15 protein-coding genes, 5 tRNA genes and 2 rRNA genes are annotated in these 21,342 nt (G+C 41.5%); 19 read left to right on the top strand and 3 right to left on the bottom strand.

The genetic code is table 11. The features are described from left to right. The first annotated feature begins 14 nt into the window (after positions 1-14). From rrf to dnaB, 15 genes are all read left to right on the top strand, one after another. Positions 15-132: ribosomal RNA gene (rrf, locus tag BV60_RS0116155) — 5S ribosomal RNA — on the top strand. 14 nt (positions 133-146) lie between these two features. Next, positions 147-220 (top strand) — tRNA-Ile (locus BV60_RS0116150). Between the two features lie 23 nt (positions 221-243). Next, positions 244-316: transfer RNA gene (locus BV60_RS0116145), tRNA-Ala, on the top strand. Positions 317-544: 228 nt separating this feature from the next. Further along, positions 545-3,402, top strand: a 23S ribosomal RNA gene (locus BV60_RS0116140). Positions 3,403-3,471: 69 nt separating this feature from the next. Next, positions 3,472-3,544: transfer RNA gene (locus BV60_RS0116135), tRNA-Asn, on the top strand. Between the two features lie 53 nt (positions 3,545-3,597). Next, positions 3,598-3,669: transfer RNA gene (locus tag BV60_RS0116130), tRNA-Glu, on the top strand. 6 nt (positions 3,670-3,675) lie between these two features. Next, positions 3,676-3,746, top strand: a tRNA-Cys gene (locus BV60_RS0116125). Positions 3,747-3,904: 158 nt separating this feature from the next. Next, positions 3,905-4,807: a S1 RNA-binding domain-containing protein gene (locus BV60_RS0116120; protein ID WP_029323388.1), complete on the top strand. Its 903-nt coding sequence runs from the start codon at positions 3,905-3,907 to the stop codon at positions 4,805-4,807. A gap of 40 nt (positions 4,808-4,847) precedes the next feature. Next, positions 4,848-5,564: an NAD-dependent protein deacylase gene (locus BV60_RS0116115; RefSeq protein ID WP_029323386.1), complete on the top strand. Its 717-nt coding sequence runs from the start codon at positions 4,848-4,850 to the stop codon at positions 5,562-5,564. A 166-nt stretch (positions 5,565-5,730) separates the two neighbouring features. Then, positions 5,731-6,021, top strand: coding sequence for a 30S ribosomal protein S6 (rpsF, locus tag BV60_RS0116110; RefSeq protein WP_029323384.1), 291 nt, complete (start codon positions 5,731-5,733; stop codon positions 6,019-6,021). 22 nt (positions 6,022-6,043) lie between these two features. Further along, on the top strand, positions 6,044-6,502 hold the full coding sequence (locus BV60_RS0116105) for a single-stranded DNA-binding protein (RefSeq protein ID WP_029323382.1): 459 nt from the start codon (positions 6,044-6,046) through the stop codon (positions 6,500-6,502). Between the two features lie 58 nt (positions 6,503-6,560). After that, positions 6,561-6,824 carry a 30S ribosomal protein S18 gene (gene rpsR / locus BV60_RS0116100; RefSeq protein ID WP_029323380.1) on the top strand — a complete coding sequence of 88 codons (264 nt, stop codon included), beginning with the start codon at positions 6,561-6,563 and terminating at the stop codon, positions 6,822-6,824. 140 nt (positions 6,825-6,964) lie between these two features. Further along, positions 6,965-9,016, top strand: a complete 2,052-nt coding sequence (locus BV60_RS0116095) for a DHH family phosphoesterase (protein WP_029323377.1) — start codon at positions 6,965-6,967, stop codon at positions 9,014-9,016. 170 nt (positions 9,017-9,186) lie between these two features. After that, the gene (gene rplI / locus BV60_RS0116090) at positions 9,187-9,633 is read left to right on the top strand and encodes a 50S ribosomal protein L9 (RefSeq protein ID WP_029323375.1); all 447 of its coding nucleotides are present in this window, start codon (positions 9,187-9,189) and stop codon (positions 9,631-9,633) included. Between the two features lies 1 nt (position 9,634). Further along, entirely contained in the window at positions 9,635-10,996 is a 1,362-nt protein-coding gene (dnaB, locus tag BV60_RS0116085; protein ID WP_029323374.1) for a replicative DNA helicase, read from the top strand. 138 nt (positions 10,997-11,134) lie between these two features. Here dnaB and BV60_RS23530 read toward each other — a convergent pair whose 3' ends face one another. Further along, positions 11,135-11,299 carry a hypothetical protein gene (locus tag BV60_RS23530; protein ID WP_170832732.1) on the bottom strand — a complete coding sequence of 55 codons (165 nt, stop codon included), beginning with the start codon at positions 11,297-11,299 and terminating at the stop codon, positions 11,135-11,137. 27 nt (positions 11,300-11,326) lie between these two features. Further along, on the bottom strand, positions 11,327-12,544 hold the full coding sequence (locus tag BV60_RS21275; RefSeq protein ID WP_051656875.1) for an IS91 family transposase: 1,218 nt from the start codon (positions 12,542-12,544) through the stop codon (positions 11,327-11,329). Between the two features lie 431 nt (positions 12,545-12,975). On the opposite strand from BV60_RS21275, the gene BV60_RS0116070 reads away from it, so the two are divergent. From BV60_RS0116070 to BV60_RS0116055, 4 genes are read left to right on the top strand one after another with little or no spacing between them, the layout of a single operon-like run. Then, positions 12,976-14,709, top strand: coding sequence for an extracellular solute-binding protein (locus BV60_RS0116070; protein WP_081846726.1), 1,734 nt, complete (start codon positions 12,976-12,978; stop codon positions 14,707-14,709). 14 nt (positions 14,710-14,723) lie between these two features. Then, positions 14,724-16,451 carry a methyl-accepting chemotaxis protein gene (locus tag BV60_RS0116065; RefSeq protein ID WP_029323370.1) on the top strand — a complete coding sequence of 576 codons (1,728 nt, stop codon included), beginning with the start codon at positions 14,724-14,726 and terminating at the stop codon, positions 16,449-16,451. A gap of 54 nt (positions 16,452-16,505) precedes the next feature. Beyond that, positions 16,506-19,223, top strand: a complete 2,718-nt coding sequence (locus BV60_RS22250) for a hybrid sensor histidine kinase/response regulator (protein WP_051656799.1) — start codon at positions 16,506-16,508, stop codon at positions 19,221-19,223. Positions 19,224-19,248: 25 nt separating this feature from the next. Further along, positions 19,249-20,898, top strand: a complete 1,650-nt coding sequence (locus tag BV60_RS0116055; RefSeq protein WP_029323367.1) for an ABC transporter substrate-binding protein — start codon at positions 19,249-19,251, stop codon at positions 20,896-20,898. A 150-nt stretch (positions 20,899-21,048) separates the two neighbouring features. Here BV60_RS0116055 and BV60_RS0116050 read toward each other — a convergent pair whose 3' ends face one another. Beyond that, on the bottom strand, positions 21,049-21,219 hold the full coding sequence (locus BV60_RS0116050) for a DUF362 domain-containing protein (protein WP_022760404.1): 171 nt from the start codon (positions 21,217-21,219) through the stop codon (positions 21,049-21,051). Between the last annotated feature and the right edge of the window lie 123 nt (positions 21,220-21,342).

The raw sequence follows: 21,342 nt of genomic DNA, 5'->3' as shown, positions 1-21,342 counted from the left end.
GGCAACAGAAAAATTCCGGTGGCGATGCGAAAAGGGGAAACACCCGTACCCATCCCGAACACGACGGTTAAGACCTTATCGGCCGAAAGTACTATGCTGGAGACGGCATGGGAGGATAGGTGGCTGCCGGATTTAAAAAAGAAAAAGGGCTTATAGCTCAGCCGGTTAGAGCGCACGCCTGATAAGCGTGAGGTCGGTGGTTCGAGTCCACTTAAGCCCATTACCTAATAAAATAGGTAGACTGGGGGTGTAGCTCAGTTGGGAGAGCACCTGCCTTGCAAGCAGGGGGTCATGAGTTCGAATCTCACCATCTCCACTCAGTCTGAAAAGACTGATAACCGTACCTTGAAAACCGAATACTGAAGAAAACATTTTAATCAGAGAATCCGATTAAAAGACATCGAACGGATCTGCGATCATATGATCAGGATCCGAGATCCAGAAAAAACAATGTAGCAATACATAAACGAGCATATATCGATAACGCTATATCAGATATATGCGGGAACGTGGTTATTAAATGGACCAAAAGTTCTATATAGCTGGTCAAGCTATGTAGGGCGCAGGGCGGATGCCTTGGCACTAAGAGCCGAAGAAAGACGTGATAAGCTGCGAAAAGCTGCGGGGAGTGGCAAATACACTGAGAGCCGCAGATATCTGAATGGGGCAACCCGGCAGGAAGAACTCCTGTCACTGCATGCTGAATACATAGGCATGTGGAGGGAACCCGGTGAACTGAAACATCTAAGTAGCCGGAGGAAGAGAAAACAACCGTGATTCCGTAAGTAGCGGCGAGCGAACGCGGAAGAGCCCAAACCGGGTGCTTGCACCCGGGGTTCGGACTGAATGATCGATGGAGGACGATAGCAGAAAGGTCCTGGAAAGACCTGCCAGAGAGGGTGAGAGCCCCGTAAGCGAAATTGTCCGAAGCGAGTCAGTATCCAGAGTAGGACGAGACACGTGGAACCTTGTCTGAAAGAGCGGGGACCACCCCGTAAGGCTAAATACTCCTTAGTGACCGATAGCGCATAGTACCGTGAGGGAAAGGTGAAAAGGACCCCGGGAGGGGAGTGAAAGAGAACCTGAAACCCTGTGCCTGCAAACTGCGAAAGCTCCTTATGAGAGTGATCGCGTACTTTTTGTAGAACGGTCCGGCGAGTTATGTTATGCGGCGAGGTTAAGGGCCATAGGTCCGGAGCCGGAGGGAAACCGAGTGTGAAGAGTGCGAGAGTCACATAACATAGACCCGAAACCGGGTGATCTATCCATGTGCAGGATGAAGCGGCCGTAAAAGGCTGTGGAGGTCCGAACTCACATCCGTTGAAAAGGGTGGAGATGACGTGTGGATAGGGGAGAAATTCCAATCGAACCCGGAGATAGCTGGTTCTCCCCGAAATAGCTTTAGGGCTAGCCCTGTAGCATGCCATTTGGAGGTAGAGCACTGAATATCCGCGGGGGCTTCACCGCTTACCAAAGATTATCAAACTCCGAATGCCAGTATGGCTGAGCGCAGGAGTCAGACTGTACGAGATAAGTTGGACAGTCAAAAGGGAAAGAGCCCAGATCCACGGCTAAGGTCCCAAAGTGCGTGTTAAGTGGAAAAGGATGTGGGATTTCACAGACAGCTAGGATGTTGGCTCAGAAGCAGCCACACATTCAAAGAGTGCGTAATAGCTCACTAGCCGAGAGGTCCTGCGCCGAAAATTACCGGGGCTGAAACACGACACCGAAGCCTGGGGATTGCAAGTATCTACGGGTACTTGTGATCGGTAGGGGAGCATTCACAGCAGCGTCGAAGTCGTACCGTAAGGAGCGATGGAGCGCTGTGAAGAGAGAATGCCGGAATGAGTAGCGAGATGGAGGTGAGAATCCTCCAGGCCGAATATCCAAGGATTCCAGGGTAAAGCTGATCTGCCCTGGGGAAGTCGGGACCTAAGGCGAGGCCAGACGGCGTAGTCGATGGACAGCAGGTTGATATTCCTGCACCTGATGATATCAGAACTGTGGGGACGCAGGACGAAAGTGTGAGCCGGGAAAGGAAAGACCGGTCCCGCAAGGGGGAACGAAGTAAGAGTAGTGAAGCACATGGACGTACTGCCAAGAAAAGCCACTATTGCGTATCATCAGCCCGTACCGTAAACCGACACAGGTGGATGAGGAGAGGATCCTAAGGCCGGCGGGAGAAGCATTGTTAAGGAACTCGGCAAAATGTCCCCGTAACTTCGGGATAAGGGGAGCCTGCGAGAGCAGGCCGCAGAGAAGAGGCTCAAGCAACTGTTTAGCAAAAACACAGGTCTATGCGAAACCGAAAGGTGAGGTATATGGGCTGACGCCTGCCCGGTGCTGGAAGGTTAAGAGGAGAGGTCAGGGCAACCGAAGCTTTGAATTTAAGCCCCAGTAAACGGCGGCCGTAACTATAACGGTCCTAAGGTAGCGAAATTCCTTGTCGGGTAAGTTCCGACCCGCACGAAAGGCGTAATGATTTGAGCACTGTCTCGGCAATGCACCCGGTGAAATTGAAGTACCAGTGAAGATGCTGGTTACCCGCGCCAGGACGGAAAGACCCCATGGAGCTTTACTCCAGGTTGATACTGGGATTCGGTACTGTATGTACAGGATAGGTGGGAGACTGTGAAGTGATGACGTCAGTTGTCATGGAGTCGCTGTTGGGATACCACCCTTATAGTACTGGGTTTCTAACCAAGGACCGTGAAACCGGTCCGGGGACAATGTCTGCCGGGGAGTTTGACTGGGGCGGTCGCCTCCGAAAGGGTATCGGAGGCGCTCAAAGGTTCCTTCAGAATGGACGGAAACCATTCGCAGAGTGCAAAGGCAGAAGGGAGCCTGACTGTGACACCGACGGGTGGAACAGATACGAAAGTAGGACTTAGTGATCCGGTGGCATGAAAGTGGGATTGCCATCGCTCAACGGATAAAAGCTACCCTGGGGATAACAGGCTTATCACTCCCAAGAGTTCACATCGACGGAGTGGTTTGGCACCTCGATGTCGGCTCATCGCATCCTGGGGCTGTAGCAGGTCCCAAGGGTTGGGCTGTTCGCCCATTAAAGCGGTACGCGAGCTGGGTTCAGAACGTCGTGAGACAGTTCGGTCCCTATCCGGCGCGGGCGTAGGATATCTGAGAGGAGCTGTCCTTAGTACGAGAGGACCGGGATGGACGGACCGCTGGTGTATCAGCTGCATCGCCAGATGCATAAGGCTGGGTAGCCAAGTCCGGAAGGGATAAACGCTGAAGGCATCTAAGCGTGAAGCCCCCCTCAAGATGAGATATCCCTGCATTTTGCAGTAAGACCCCTTAGAGACTATGAGGTAGATAGGCACAAGGTGTAAGCACGGTAACGTGTTCAGCTGATGTGTACTAATAGGTCGAGGGCTTGTCCAAAAAAGGATATAGAACAATAACGGATTGAAGATGAAGTATTCAGTGTTCGGTTTTGAAGGTACGGTATAATCCTCAATAGCTCAGTCGGTAGAGCATTCGGCTGTTAACCGAAGTGTCGTAGGTTCGAGTCCTACTTGGGGAGCTGGTTGTACGGAGACCTACAATCGAAATCCCTGCGAGGCAGGAAAAATACATGGCTCCGTGGTCAAGTGGTTAAGACATCGCCCTTTCACGGCGGTAACACGAGTTCGAGCCTCGTCGGAGTCATTATATGGTGACTTAGCCAAGTGGTAAGGCGTGGGACTGCAACTCCCTGATCGTCGGTTCAAATCCGTCAGTCACCTTTATAATTAAGTCTTAAATGCAATTGCATTTAAGGCTTTCTTTTTGTATAATTATATGTATTTTTTATACAATTCTTAGATATTGCGTTGTATAATTTATTTCAGATAGTTTTTCCGAAAATAACATAATATGTGGATTTTTAAGGAGGGGTTTTACAATGGAATCAATGGAAGATTTCAAGGATGAGATTGACAGATCATTTAGGCAGATAAAAGAAGGGGATATTTTAACCGGTACTGTTATAGGAGTAGAAGATACATATGTGCTTCTTGATATTAAATATTATACGCAGGGTGTTATAAAGGCTGAGGATTTAAGTGATGATCCTAAGTTCAATATCCGTACCGATATAAAGGTAGGTGATGAGATTTCTGCTACAGTAGTTGCTACAGATGATGGAAATGGAAATATACTCCTGTCCAAAAAAGAGGCTACTCAGATTCTTGCGTGGGATAAATTGAAAGCGTTATTGGAGAGTCAGGAAAATGTAACGGTTACAGTAGTTGAAGCTGTAAAAAGCGGTGTAGTATGCTTCTTGGAAGGAATAAGAGCGTTTATACCAGCATCTAAAATTTCCTTGAATTATGTAGATGACGATGCTTTAAATGATTTTGTTGGAAAAAAAATAGATGTTAGAGTAATAACAGCTGATGAAAAAGATAAGAAGCTTGTTCTTTCTGCGAGAGAGATTTTGAGAGAGAAGGCAGATGAGGAAAGGGCACAGAAAATATCAAATGTTCAGGTTGGACTTGTAACTGAAGGTACTGTGGAAAGCCTTCAGAATTATGGAGCTTTTATTAATCTTGGTAATGGACTTTCCGGATTGGTTCATATTTCACAAATTTCTAATCAAAGAATTGCGCATCCAAGTGCAGTTTTGAAGGTTGGAGATAAAGTGAAGGTAAAAGTTACAGCTATTAAGGACGGCAAATTGAGCCTTAGTATGAAAGCTCTTCAGGATGTGGCAGCTACGGAAATTACTGAAGAAAAGATAGAGTTCGAGAGTGAGGGAGAAGCTACCACTTCTTTAGCGGATCTTCTTAAAAAAGCAGGCTTTTAATTTGTAATATGTTTTCTGTAATCATGTGAGGCAAGGTATTATGGATGATAAGATTAGAGAGTTAAAAGAATTAATTGATGGTAGTGATAATATAGTTTTTTTTGGAGGTGCCGGAGTATCTACCGAGAGCGGGGTTCCGGATTTTAGAAGTGAAGACGGTCTTTATCATCAACACTACAAGTACCCGCCTGAACAGATGCTGAGTCATAGCTTCTACATGAGAATGCCTGAAGAATTTTTTAGATTTTATAAAGATAAACTTCTGGTAAAAGGAATAATGCCTAATAAAGCTCATTTAAAGCTTGCCGAATTGGAAAAACAGGGAAAACTCAGAGCAATCATTACACAGAATATAGATGGACTGCATCAGGCTGCGGGTAGCAAAGAAGTCCTTGAACTTCACGGGAGCGTTCATAGAAACTATTGTGAACGTTGTGGAAAGTTTTATGATTTTGATTTTATGGCTGAGTGTGAAGGTGTGCCATATTGTGATTGTGGAGGACGTATAAAACCGGACGTAGTTCTTTACGAAGAAGGACTTGATATGGATGTTATGAGCAGGGCAGTGGATTACATAGCAAATGCGGATGTACTTATAATTGGTGGAACTTCTCTGGTCGTATATCCTGCTGCAGGATTGATTGATTATTATAGAGGACATAAGCTTGTGCTGATAAATAAACAGGCTACTACCAGAGATAGTCAGGCAGATTTGGTGATACAGGGACCTATTGGCGAAGTATTAAGCCAGGTTTGATAATTGTCAGTTAATTCGTTTATAATTCTGACTATCATAAAAACAGGCCTTTTTTACAAATTTTACTTGCAATGACTCTATTTTTGTGATAAAGTTTATCTCTGTGATAATTTCCTTGTTACCGTAATGTAAACGGTAGCCAGAGACCAAAAGGAGGTAAGAAAGCATGACAAAATATGAGTTAGCCGTTATCGTTAACGCAAAGATCGAAGACGACGCCAGAACAGCTGCAGTTGACAAGTGCAAGGCTTTGATCGAGAGATTCGGCGGACAGATCACAAATGTTGATGAGTGGGGCAAGAAGAAGCTTGCTTATGAGATCAACAAGATGAATGAAGGCTTCTATTATTTCATTCAGTTCGATGCTGAGACTACAGCACCTGCTGATATCGAGAAGCGTGTCCGCATCGTCGATGGCGTCATTCGTTATTTGCTTGTTAAGCAGGACGAGGCCTAAATAGAAAAGGACGAGATAAAATATGAATAAAGTTATACTTATGGGACGTTTAACAAGAGATCCTGAGGTAAGATATTCTCAGGGGGAGAGTTCTCTTGCAATTGCAAGATATTCACTTGCAGTAGACAGAAGATTTAACAGAAATAACCAGGATGGTCAGACCGCAGATTTTATTAACTGTGTTGCATTTGGTAAGAGTGGTGAATTTGCTGAGAAATACTTCAAGAAGGGAACTAAAATTGCCGTCACAGGCCGTATCCAGACCGGTAGTTACACTAATAAGGAAGGCCAGAAAGTATACACTACTGAAGTAGTAGTTGAGGATCAGGAATTTGCTGAGAGCAAAAATGCTAATGGTGGAAATGCCGGATTCTCAGGTAGCTCACCCGCACCTTCATTTGATGCACCAAGTAACAATGGTTCAGGTGATGGGTTCATCAATCTTCCCGATGGAATTGATGAGGAGCTTCCGTTCAATTAATTGATTTGTAATACCCGAAAGGGGATTGTCAACTAGAATTCGATAAGGAGGTACCACAATGGCTTTCAATAAGTCTGATAGAACCGATTCTCCTGTAAGAAGAAAAGGTGGTATGCACAGAAGAAAGAAAGTTTGTGTTTTCTGTGGAAAAGACAACGCTATTGATTATAAAGATACAGCAAAGCTGAAGAAGTTTGTTTCTGAGAGTGGAAAGATTCTTCCCAGACGTATCACAGGTAACTGTGCTAAGCACCAGAGAGAGCTTACATCAGCTATCAAGCGTGCAAGACATCTTGCACTTATGCCTTACGAGGCAGAGTAACTTTTTGTTACTTACATAATCAAGATATAAATAGAGGGACACTTTTTAGGAGAAATTCTGAAAAGTGTCTTTTTTTTTGATTTATGTTATTATTAGAGGGTATATAGGCGAATTGTCGCATTAGGATGGAGAAACAGGTTATGCCGAAGACTAGAATAAAGTTAAAGGGAAAACTAAGGACATTTCTTCGTATTTTTATTTATCTTGGAATATTACTGGCATTTGTGACGATTGCCGTGTTCACGGTGGATTTCACGGCCGGACTTATAGTTGCGGCATTTACAGCGCTTTATTGTATGGCCGTATTATATCTGGATTTTTATAACAAGCCAATCATAATGAATGAATTGGTAAGCTTTGCTACGGAATATGGACAAATACAAAAGCGTCTTTTAAGAGAACTGGATCTACCGTATGCTCTTCTGGATGACACCGGTAAAGTAGTGTGGACTAATGTGGCATTTGAAAGGGCAACGCATCAGGACAAAGGATTCAGAAAATCTATTTCTGTCCTTTTTTCAAATATTACTCCGGATAAATTTCCTGTGGGAGATGAAGAAACGCATAATGATGTCGAGTTTGAGGGTAATTTCTATTCATTGAAGATGAGAAAGATATCCTTGGAGGAGATGGCTGTAAATAGTGATATTATTGATGCGGAAGGATATGATGGATATCTGATAGCAGTTTATCTTTTTGATGAAACCGCTCTAAGACTTGCAATTAACGAAGTAGATTCGCAGAGTCTTGCTGCAGGACTTATTTATATAGATAATTATGACGAGGCACTTGAGAGTGTTGAAGAGGTTAGGAGATCACTTCTTACAGCCCTTATTGATAGAAAAATAAATAAGTATATTGCTACCTGTGATGGTATTGCAAAGAAGATTGAAAAAGATAAGTATTTTGTTGTAATGCCAAAAAAGTCAGCTCAATACTTAAAGGAAGTTCGATTTGACATTCTGGAGGATGTTAAAACCGTAAATATAGGTAATGAGATGGCTGTTACATTAAGTATCGGTGTTGGACTTGATGGACTTTCCTATGCTCAGAATTATGAGTTTGCAAGAAATGCTATTGATGTAGCGCTGGGCCGCGGAGGAGATCAGGCTGTTGTTAAAACTCCGGATGAGATAATGTACTTTGGAGGAAAGAGTCAGAAGGTAGAGAAGAGTACCAGAGTAAAAGCAAGGGTAAAGGCTCATGCTCTAAAGGAAATTATAAATGGTAAAGATACTGTAATCGTAATGGGACACAGACTTGGAGATGTTGACAGCTTTGGTTCTTCGGTAGGCATATACAGAATAGCTAAAACATTGGACAGAAGATGCCATATTGTCTTAAATGATGTGACAAATTCCATGAAGCCGCTGGTAGATCTCTTTAAGGATAATCCGGAATATGAGTCTGACATGATTATAAATAATCAGCAGGCAATTGATATTGCAGGTAATAATGTTGTTCTTGTTGTTGTTGATGTTAATAAGCCAAGTATTACAGAGTGTCCGGAATTACTGAAGTTCTGTAAAACAATAGTTGTTCTTGATCATCACAGACAGGGAACTGAAGTTATTGAAAATGCTACATTGTCGTATGTTGAGCCTTATGCATCAAGTGCATGTGAGATGGTTTCAGAGGTCTTACAGTATATTGATGAGACTGTCAAGATCCGTACAGAGGAAGCTGACAGTATGTATTCGGGAATTGTGGTTGATACCAATAATTTCATGAATAAATCGGGTGTCAGAACCTTTGAAGCTGCAGCTTTTCTTAGGAGAAACGGGGCTGATGTAACCAGAGTAAGAAAGCTTTTCAGAGAAGATGCTACAGAATATAAGGCTAAGGCTGATGCTGTGGGGCAGGCAGAAATATATCGTGGAGCATATGCTATTTCGGTATGCTCTGCTGATGAAGTCCAGAGTCCTACAATAGTTGCAGCTCAGGCTGCTAATGAACTTCTAAATATTAAAGGAGTTAAAGCAAGCTTTACTCTTACAAATTATCAGAATCAGATCTATGTGAGTGCACGTTCTATAGATGAGGTTAATGTTCAGATAATCATGGAAAGACTCGGTGGAGGAGGTCATATCAGTTCTGCCGGATGTCAATTTGAAGGTGTTAGCTTAGAGGAAGCTAAAAATATGATAAAGAGTCAGCTTGATAGCATGATAGAATCCGGTGAATTGGCATAATATAGTTTATCAGTTTCTACGTTCTTTTAATGTAGTATCGGGTTTTGATAATAATTGCTGATGATAAAGAGGGGCATTTTTATACGTGTCATTTTTCATAAAATATAATAACATCTGAAAACATACCGGTATGAATCAGATAAAAACATGTGTTTATAGAGGAGGAAGTTATGGAAGTAATTTTACTTGAGGATGTTAAATCACTTGGAAAAAAGGGTGATATTGTAAAGGTAAGCGATGGATATGCATCTAACTTTATTTTACCCAAAAAGTTGGGGGTAGAAGCTACAAAAGCAAATCTTACAAATCTTAAAAACCATCAGGCAAAGGATGCCAGGGATGCACAGGCCCTGCTTGAGAAAATGCAGGAGTATGCAAAGGAAATTGAAAAGGCGACCGTTCGTCTTACAATGAAAGCAGGAGAGGGCGGAAGAGTATTTGGTTCGGTTTCTTCTAAGGAAATTGCTACTGAAGCTAAGAAACAGTTTGGATTTGATATTGATAAGAAAAAGATTCAGCTTCCTGAACCTATTCGTACCTTTGGGACAACTGAAGTGCCTGTAAAGCTTCATCCTAAGGTTACAGCAACTCTTAAGGTATCTGTAACGGAGGCCTGATATGCCTGAAGAAAATGTTATACAGCGTACCATGCCTAACAGTCTTGAGGCAGAACAGTCAGTTGTAGGTGCGATGATTATAGATAAAGATGCTATTCAGATAGCATCTGAGATTATTTCCGGCGATGATTTTTACAACAGGCAGCTTGGGATGCTTTTTGAAGCAATGGTAGAGCTGCACAAGGAGGGAACTCCTGTTGATGGAATTACCTTGCAAAATCATCTGAAAGAGAAAAATGCACCCCCACAGGTGTATGATATGAATTATATTCTTGGCATGGCTGAAGCAGTACCAACATCAGCTAACGTGAAATTCTATGCTGAGATAGTTCATGAAAAGAGTAAGCTTCGTGAACTTATTCATTCATGCGGAGATATTATAAACAATTGTTATAACGATAATATGGATCTGGCAGATCTGATGACAGATACGGAGAAAGAAATTTTCCGTATTACTCAGCTGAGAAACAGCGGAGAATTTGTTCCTATCAGTGAGGTTGTCATGAATGCTCTTAACAAGATAGAGCAGGCAAGCAAGATGCAGGGAACGGTTACGGGATTAGCGACCGGATTCACGGATCTTGATTACAGGACAGCAGGTTTTCAACCGTCGGATCTTATATTGATTGCGGCACGTCCTTCAATGGGTAAAACCGCTTTTGTTTTGAATATTGCGCAGTACATGGCTTTCCATCAGGATAAGACGGTTGCAATTTTTTCTTTGGAAATGTCAAAGGAACAGCTCGTAAATCGTTTGATGTCTATGGAATCTCATGTTGATTCTCAGCATATCAGAACCGGTAATATGACTGATATGGATTGGGAAAACCTTATAGAAAGTGCTGACCTTATTGGTAAATCGCATCTGATAATTGATGATACTCCCGGAATCTCCATTCAGGAGCTTCAGTCCAAATGCAGAAAATATAAGATGGAGCATAATCTTCACATTATCATGATTGACTACCTGCAATTAATGAGCGGAAGTGGGAAAAGATCATCAGAATCACGACAGCAGGAGGTATCAGAGATTTCAAGAGCATTAAAAGCCCTGGCCCGTGAATTAAATGTTCCGGTTGTTGCCTTGTCACAGCTTTCCCGAGCTGTTGAATCAAGACCTGATCATCGACCGATGATGTCAGATCTTCGTGAATCAGGAGCTATTGAGCAGGATGCGGACATGGTTATGTTTATTTACCGTGACGACTATTATAATAAGGATACGGATCGTAAGGGTGTTTCTGAGATAATTATAGCCAAGCAGAGAAATGGTCCTATTGGTACTGTTGAACTCGCATGGCTGCCTGAATTTACAAAATTTGCAAATCTTGAACCATCCCGAAAAAATAATTTCGAAGAATGAGTTTAGATAAAAGGACTCTTGGTATTGAAACCAAGGGTCTTTTTTATTTAATAGGAAATTTCGCCTTGGCGGCGAAACCTTGAATTAAAAGGCCCGGCAAGACCGGGCCACGCAAAGCGGAGGTATGTTGGTTATGAATTACCAATCTACCTCATCAAAGAATTCATCATCTTCATGCATAAAGTAATCCATATCGAGAAGGTCTTCATCGTCCATCTCGCGGATTTCATTCGCCGACATGCCTTCCGGCGGATTCTGGATGTATTTCTCTCTAAGCTTTGCTATTAGTTCTTTACTAGCCATGGCTGTTCCTCCTGTAGCATGATTTTATCATGCGCAGGAATACGAGGGAACAATGCCGATTTTTGTAGACGGAGCTCTGCTCTTGGGACGGCATTTTCCCATTGTCTTTTCGTATAAGTCTTCGAGAGAAACACGTTTGTGGTTGAAGCGCAACTCAAGAAATTTCATGGTGCTGTTGCATTTGGGACAACTTAATGGATCATATCCGAATGCTGACAGGATACCTGAACGCCATTGAAGGAATGATTTAAAGAATGGCTTTTTGGAAGGATGAATCAGACGGTAAAGTTTTTTGTCTGACTCCCTATGACGACCATACACGCCATAATAACGTATCATCTTAAAGTCTTTTTCTGGTATGTGCTGTATAAGACGTTTGATGAATTCCATTGAAGGTATGGTCTCGGTGACAAGGACTTCGTCCTCATGTCTGTTGTAGTGGAAAGTAACAGTATCATGCTCTTTATCATAAGAGTCAATTCTTGAGAGCCCGATTACAGGACGACCAAGATATCTGCCTATATATTTAGCAACAGTACGTCTGTCAGCGAGAGTGGGTTTGCCATAGACATAGAAGCCTTCTTTCTGATTTTTGTAGGAGAGAGCTTTTTCTTTTTTAAACAATGCTTTCTTATTGGGATCAGTAATACGATCTTCCATTAGATTCAGAAGAGCAGTCTGAAAAGCATGGCGCATATAGGGGTAACTGAAGAACTTTACTTTGCGCCAGAAGCCGGTGTCTCCAACACCACCTTCAGATATGAGGCAGTGGATATGAGGATTCCATTCCAAAGGACGACCAAATGTGTGAAGAACAAGGATGTAACCAGGTGTAAAGTTCTGACTCTTGTTGATTTTGTAGAACATCCGGTTAATAACACTGCTGGTAGCTTCAAAAAGACAATTAAGAAGGTCACGATCTTCGAGAAAGTAATGGCGTAATTCTTTTGATATGGTGAATACGCAGTGACGGTGCTGACAGTTTATGAGCTTAAATGACATAGCCTGAGCACGCTTTTGTGAATACATGGCACCACATGTAGGGCAGAATCTAGAATGACAACGAAAGGGAACAAATTTGAGAGTACCACAATCAGGGCAGCCGTACATGGCGCCGCCATAGGCAGGATCCCCGCAATTGATCATCTTATCGATGTTTTCCATTTCGGTCTTGCGGGGGTGAAGAGTATATTGAATTTCTTCATAATGATCGCGGAATAAATCTTGTAGAGTATTTCGTTTCATAAATTCATTATGAATGAGTTGAGGCAAAAAACAACCCCACCCCTCATGAGTGAGGGGCAGGGGAGTTGAGGTGCCGTAGGCACTTTTTTTATTTTGTGTAGAATTCATTAGTAGATACCTCTCTTTTTCTGTTTATTGCCAACTATGCCAGGGACAGCAATTACATTTTAACTGAGATATTTTTTTGTTTTTATAAATTCACACTTTAAATGATACAGAATGCTATTAAAAAAAATTATCGAACTAATCCAAATTTTTTATAGACGTAAAATAAATAAATAATAAACAGAATTAAAAGTATATAAACATCTTCAAAATCCATTGAATTGACCATTATACATGATAAATTTAAATATATGGAATGATGGATTCATATCGATTTTCAATACTTGAACTTGAACGTAGCTTCGCAGAGTGAGGGGAGTAAGCTGATGCATAAGAGGGTGTTGGGGTTTTTGATTATGGTTACTTTGATCGTTTCCTTGACAACAGGTTGCGGAGGAAATAAATCAGAAACTGTGGATGTAACCGATCAAGAGAAAAGTGATTTTACAGGTCTTTCCTCAGGTAATGTTACCCTTAGAGTATGGGGAGCCAAAGAGGATGAGGAACTGATAAATCAGATAATAAGCAGTTTTGCTGCACAATATAAAGGACAGGCCACATTTAATATTTCGTTTGAACCTCATAGTGAAGCAAGCTGTAAAGATGATCTACTTGGAGATGTTATAAATGCTCCTGATGTATTTACGTTTGCTGATGATCAGCTTATGAGTTTTATTGCATCCGGTGTTCTGAAAAAGGTAGAAAATGTAATTGAGATTACAGGAAGAAATATACCGGCAGCCTGTTCGGCAGCATCTTTTGGCAGTACGCTATATGCCTATCCGCTAACGGCTGACAACGGATATTTTCTTTTTTATAACAAAAAATATGTGAATGAAGAGGATGCCCGGACAATGGATGGGCTTCTTGGAGCAGCTGATGCCTGTGGAAAGAAAGTATTTATGGAAATGAATTCAGGCTGGTATATGTATTCATTTTTCGGAAATACTGATATGGAAATAGGGCTTAACGATGACGGAATATCAACTTTTTGTAATTGGAATGCAAAATATACCGATATAACCGGAATAGATGTTGCTGAGGCAATGGCAAGAATTGGCAGTAATCATGCTTTTAGTAGTGTAAGTAATGATGGATTTGCAGCAGGTGCGGCAGACGGCACATTTGTTGCAGGTGTAAGCGGTATATGGGATGAAAGTGCAATAAAAGATGCATGGGGTGATGATTACGAAGCAGTAAAGCTTCCTACATATACTGTTGCGGGACAGCAGCTTCAGATGGCAAGTTACGCAGGTTATAAGCTGGTTGGTGTCAACTCATATTCTGAGAATGCGGACTGGGCAGCTAAATTTGCTGACTGGATGACGAATGAACAGAACCAGAAGCTAAGATTTAATTTGCGAGGACAGGGGCCCTCAAATATAAAGGCATCTGAATCCGAAGATGTGGCCGGGTCTAAAGCGATAAAAGCGCTTTGGCAGCAGGCAGATTATTCTGATTTGCAGCGTGTTGGGGGGAAATATTGGGATGCAGCAGCTACATTTGGGACGCTAATGAGCGAAGGAAATCCTTCAGGCAAGGATTTGCAGGTGCTTTTAAATGAAATGGTAACCGGAATAACAGGTGAAGAAACAACAGGAGATGCTCCGGGACAGGAGGCAGAAACTACTGACGAAGCAGCAGAAGATATAGAGAAAAGTGCTGATGGAGCAGACCCGGAAGAAGCAAAAGATACAGAAATAATTGTTGATGAAAAGGCAGAAGATCATCCGGAAAAAGCAGTAGATAGTCCTGATGATGAAGCAGAAAAACCTGTAGGAGATATGCAGAACCAGTATGGTAAAGATGCAGAGAGTAATGATGATGAAAATACAGATAAAACAGTAGAACATACAATAACCGGAAATGGTGAAAAGATAGAAGAATCAAAGTTCGATACTTTTGGAGAAAGATTAGAAGGAATAGGAGGAATAACAGGGAAGGGAAAAATAGAAAGACCCAAGGCAGAAGAAACTAAGACAAATGAGTCTTCTGATAGTGAGAAGGTATCCGAGAAAAATACTGAAACTGAAGACATAGAGCATCAGGCACAGAAATAGAGGAGGAAATCACTATGGAAAAGAAGACTAGTATACGTGTGATGATTTTGGTGCCGATACTTCTGTTGGGAATAGTTTCTATTCTTAGTAATGTGATGGCACTTATCAATTTAAGAAGAGTTAATCAGACTGCATCGACAATTGCTGATGAATATCTGTCAGCTATTACGGAGCTGGATACAATAGGACAGACTTCCAAAGAGTTGCATACGCTTGCTTTATCACATATTGTCGCAACTGATTTTGAAACAATGACATCAGTTATTGCACAGATAGAAGCAGAGGAAGATGTGCTTGAAAGTGCAATAGCTGATTATAAAAGATTTGTTAATGAGAATAATTCAGCAAGCTACGATAAATTGCAGACAGATTACAGGGGATTAAAGGATGCTATCAGAATATTACTAGCTCAGAGTGCCAATCAAAAGACTAAAGATGCCTATGAAACTGCAAATGGGCTTGTGGCAGAGAAGTCAGATAGATTTGACAGCGATGTTACCGCAATAATAGAGTCCTTTCAGATAAATGCAAATACTGAGAAAGATATATTGAACAGTGCATTTGATATGTCTATGATATCCAGCGTTATAGTCATTATAATAAGTGTCGTTTCTGCAATAATAGCTATTTTTATGGTACTTCGACATGTAATAAGACCTGTTATAAGAGCAGAGGCAGAACTGAATGATATTATCGAGAGTATAAACAGAAGAGAAGGAGATCTTACAAGAAGGATTACTGTTGATTCAAATGATGAAATAGGAGCTCTCAGCAGAGGAATAAATGAATTTATAGAACATTTACAGAACATTTTTGTTATGATAACCAACAATTCCACTGCCATGGACAAGGTTGTAAGTGATGTTCTTGGAAGTGTACAGACTTCAAACAGCAGTGCATCTGATCTGTCGGCACTTGCGCAGGAGTTATCGGCGACTATGCAGGAAGTTGCAAACAGTGCCGGAGTTATAAATAAAAACACTGAGGAAGTCAGATTTGAAGTTGATGAGATGGCAAGGAAGAGCCTTGAAATAAATGAATACTCAAAGATAATGAAAGAGCATGCAGACAAAATGGAGCAGTCTGCAAGGATCAATATGGATGAAACTAACGCAAAGGTTGAGCATATACTTACCGCTCTTAATCAGGCAATAGAGGACAGCCGGAGTGTTGACCGGGTCAATTCTCTTACAGATGATATTATGAATATTGCCAGCCAGACAAATCTTTTGTCACTTAATGCTTCCATTGAGGCAGCAAGAGCCGGTGAAGCAGGAAAAGGATTTGCAGTAGTTGCGGGAGAAATAGGATCACTTGCTGAAAACAGTCGCCAGACAGCAGGAAATATCCAGCAGATTAATTCTGTTGTTGTAAATGCGGTGCATAATCTTGCTGATAGTGCCAATGACCTTGTTGCATATATGCAGAACTCTATTTTGCCTGAGTTTGAAAGATTTGTTGAGGATGGTGAAAAATATAGGGATAATGCTAATTATATTGAGTCCGTAATGGCGGATTTTTCTGATAAAACGGAAGGCTTTAAAGATACATTTAACGATATAGCTGAGTCAATAAGCAGTATAACAACAGCTATTGATGATGGTGTAAGAGGTGTTTCATCTACAGCTATGAGCACACAGACTCTTGTATCCGATATGGATAATATTGCCAGGAGGATGGATGAAAACCAGAGGATTGCAGGTGTACTTAATGATGAAACCGCTATTTTCATAAAGATTTAAGAGCTTAGCTATTTTGTTCTGGCTATGGATGCAGTTCGGAAAGGATAGATCGGCATGAAGTCAATACGAACAAAATTTACACTGCTGACGGTCTGTGCCATTGTCATTGCAGTCATAACAGTTACAGTAATTGCTGTTTTCTCTATTTACAAACTTGGAAACAGTAATGCTGATCAAATGCTGCTACTTTTGTGTGAAACCGGACAAAAAAATCTTAATACCTATTTTGACAGTGCGGAACAATCGGTGACAAAGATTACAGAAATCGTAGAAGAGGATTTGAAGGATACACCGGTTGATCAGCTTGGTGAGCATGTGGAACGAATGCGGGCTGAATTTGAACGTGTCATGAATCACACAAATGGTGTTTTGACATATTATTACAGGATTGACCCTGAGGTATCAAAGAAAATAAAGGGATTTTGGTATACCAATCTTGATGATGAGGGATTTAGAGAACATGAGGTTACGGATATTACTCTTTATGACACCAATGATACCAGTGAATTGACATGGTTTACTATCCCGAAGACTACAGGAGAACCAATATGGATTTCTCCCTATATCACAGACAGTATTGATGTTAGGGTAATCTCCTATAATGTACCGATTTATTTAGGTTCAGAGTTCCTTGGAGTAATTGGTGCTGAGATTGATTACTCACTAATGTCGACAGAAGTCAAACATATTACATTGTATGATAATGGCTATGCTTTTATTACTGATATGGAAGGCAATCTGATATACCATCCTTATATTGATGCGACTATTCTGACGGATATGAGCAGGCCGGATGTTCCACCGGAGCTTATGACCAAAGAGACTCATTATCGGTATAATATAGATAATGAAGAAAAACTTGGGGTATGGCTACCGCTTGAAAACGGTATGAGATTGAATGTATCGGTACCTACGTCTGAAATAAACAAAACATGGAAGATAATGGTAGAACGGATACTGATAGTATCGATTTTTTTGCTGATAGTTCTAGGTGCAATTATTAGCAGGTTTGCGCTTCAAATGACAAAACCTCTTAATGAACTTACTGAAGCTACCAAGCAGGTTAACAGAGGTGATTATGATATTAATCTAAATTACAGCGGGAACGATGAAATTGGTATTTTGACAAAGACCTTTTCAAATCTGGTAAGTAACCTACAGGAAGAGATTCATGCCCTTGCGGAATCGGAACAGGCGAATAGAGCCAAGTCATCATTTCTGTCCAATATGAGCCATGAAATCAGGACACCGATTACGACTGTTCTCGGAATGAATGAGATTATCAGCAGAGAAACCGACAATGATAATATTTTAGGATACTGTAATAATATCCGTATAGCCGGGAACAATCTTTTGGGTATAATCAACGATATCCTAGATTTTTCCAAGATTGAGGCGGGAAAAATGGAACTCATTCCCGCAGCATATTCTGTGAGGGATATCATCGGGGATTTATATAATATGCTGCAGCTCAGGGCAAGTGACAAAGGACTTAGTTTACAGCTAAATATCGATCCTCGCCTTCCAACAGAGCTTATTGGAGATGCGCTTCGTATTAAGCAGATAATAACTAACCTGTTAACAAATGCGATAAAATATACAGAGAAAGGTTCGGTTACTTTTTCAGTTTCTCTTAAGAATAACGATGAAAAAAATGCGACAATACATGTTGCCGTTACAGATACCGGCATAGGAATTCGCGAGGAGGAGATGGGTAAGCTCTTTGAGAAATTTGACCGGTTGGACACACGCAGAACCTATACGATTGAAGGAACGGGTCTTGGATTATCCATTACAAGGAAGCTTCTTGTGATGATGGGGACCGACATTAATGTTGAAAGTACCTATAATGTGGGATCGACATTTTCGTTTGATCTTGTACAAGAGATTTCGGATCCGACAGAAATAGGACAATTTGATGCAGAATCATTGTCCGTTAAGGGGCGTATACGTCCGGATAGCTTCTCATTTACATCTCCGGAAAGCCACATTCTTATAGTGGATGATACGATCATGAACCTTGAGGTAATAAAGGGACTACTAAAACCGACACAGATGCAGATTGATGTAGCCGCCAGTGGACCTGAGTGTATTGAAATGTTTAGTAAAAATTCCTATGATCTGGTATTTCTGGATTATAGAATGCCTCAGATGAATGGAGTGGAAACACTGAAAATCTTAAAGGAAAATGAACCTGAGAAGGCAGCTGCTACGCCCATCATCTCATTGACTGCTAATGCCATTCAAGGCGAACGTGAGCGCATGATAGAGGCAGGATTTACCAATTATTTAACCAAACCGGTAAATATATCCGATATGGATAATCTTTTGCGTAAATACCTGCCCGAAGATGCAATTATTCTGTCAACCGGCGATGATAAGGTGCAGGAGAATCCTTACGAGGGAATCCCCGAGGCGGCATTTGAATGTTCCTGGCTTGATCCTAAAGCAGGCGTCGATTACTGCGGAGATGTGGAAACGTACATGATGGCTCTCGAGATTTTTGTCAATACTATGGAAGAAAAAACGGAACTGATTGAAAAGTGCGTGGCAGAAGAGGATATAGAACTGTATACTATCAATCTTCATGGGTTAAAGAGTTCCTCTCTGACCATAGGTATGAAAGAGTTTTCAGCAAAGGCAAAAGATCTTGAATTTGCCGGAAGAGAGCAGAATATAGAGAAAATTAAAAATGATACACCTGATTTCCTAAAAGCTTATCGGAAGATCAGTGAGGATTTAGGAGAAATACTTGCAAAAGAAGCGAATTAGAATTCTTCGCAGAAAGGTGGTGGAAATGAAAAACCACAAAACAAATAAACCCTTGTGTCTGTTAATGGCGACTGCTCTTTTGACATCCATGTTATCAGGGTGCACATCTGCGGCTGATAATGCCGGAGGTGTTAAGGAAGAAGCTAATGCTGAACCTGATGTATCAAAGTTTTTAATAGCTGTTGAGGAAGAGCCGGACACAGTGGATTTCCAATGTACATCCATTCACTATACTATTGCGCAGAATGTTTTCGACCGGCTTGTGGAAATGGAAAATAATGCTCATGGCAGTGCGGTTGTTTTACCATCGTTAGCAAAAGAATGGGAAGTATCCGATGATGAATTAACATATACCTTTCATCTTCGGGATGGCGTAACTTTCAGTAATGGATCAGCGCTTACTGCTTCGGATGTGCTTTATTCATTTACCAGGCTACTGACTCATCCGGATTCCTGCAATCAGGATATTGTTGACGTAATTGCAGGTGCAGATAAATTACAATCAGGAGAAACGGATCAGCTTGAAGGCTTTAAAGTCTTGGGAGATCTTGATTTTTCCATTACATTAGAGGAACCTTTTGCTGCCTTTTTGCCCTGCCTGTCTATGCCGGGTGCTTCTATTATGGATGAGGAAACGACGGTAAATGCAGGAGAACGTTTTGGGATTGATCCGGAATGGACAATCGGGACAGGTTCCTTTATTCTGTGGAAATGGAATAAAGGAGAAGGAATGCTGCTGAAAGCTAATAAAGATTGCTGGAATGGGGCGCCTAAGTGTGAAGGAGTGAATCTTAAGTTTATGTCAGATGCCGATGAGATATCAGCATTATTTGAAAAGGGTGAACTTGATATTCTGGATCTGGATGGCCTTGGCAGTGTAGCAGATAAATATCTGGAGGATGATTCGTATAAGGATCGTTTGTTCAGGGCGCATCCTGTAGGAATTACTTACATCGCGCTTAATGAGTCAATAGAACCATTAAACGATGTGTCAGTGCGAAAGGCACTTCAGCTGGCTTTGGACAGACAGGCGCTTCTTGATAGCAGTTTAAACGGAAAGGGAGAGATAGAGCAGGGAATTTTTCCGCATGGTCTCAGTGGATATAATGAGGATCTTGCTGAGATAGCCTATGATCCGGATGCTGCTGCAAGCCTTCTTGCCGAAGCGGGTTACGGTGATGGCTTTGAAATGACAATCAGCGTCAAATCATCCGTATCATCTTGGGAGAAACCCATGATGGAAGATGTAGCATCCATGTGGGACAAAATCGGTGTAAAGGCAACTGTCGAGGTTATCGATGAAGCCGAGTGGATGAAGCTTAGAAAGAGTGGAAAACTTTCCTGTTATGAGGCTACCTGGACAGCGGATTTTAATGATCCGGATAACTTTATTTATACATTTTTCGGCAACAAGGAAAATACAACCTTCAGGAGTCTTTGCTATCCGCGTGAGGATATAATGGAACGAGTTAGTGATGCACGTGCCATTGCGGATAAGGATGAGCGAATTAAGGAATACAGAGAGCTGGAACAGACGATCATTCAGGAGGATGCAGCATGGATTCCGCTGTTTTCAAGAATTCGTTATTATGTGAAGGGAGAACGACTTGGTGGTATTAAAGCATCCTGGAACGGATCGGTAAAAAATAATTATCGAAATATGACGATACAGTGACTACACATAATGAACTGGAATGCCTTCAGACATTCCGGTTCTTATAATAATAGACTTATAAGGATATGAATTATGGCATGAAAAAAAGGGCCTCGCTCAGATGATCAATCATCGGAAGCGATAAGCCCTTTTCATTTTTTTAATCTGCAATTAGCCCTGAGAAATAGCAGATACAGGGCACTGAGCTGCGCATGAACCGCAGTCGATGCATGTATCAGGATCGATGTTGAACTGAGAATCTCCCTGAGAAATAGCAGATACAGGGCACTGACCTGCACATGATCCGCAGCTGATGCAAGAATCACTTATAACGTATGCCATATCAAAAATCTCCTTCCTGAAATAAAAGTTAGTAATATGTGAAACGATTGGGATTTGCCATTCCCTATCTATATTACCTACTACAAAGCATATAATAATATAATTGAGTCTATTTAGCAAGCA

The sequence above is a fragment of the Butyrivibrio sp. AE3004 genome (assembly GCF_000703165.1).
Classification (GTDB): Bacteria; Bacillota; Clostridia; order Lachnospirales; family Lachnospiraceae; genus Butyrivibrio.
This window is presented reverse-complemented; position numbering and strand designations above follow the sequence as displayed.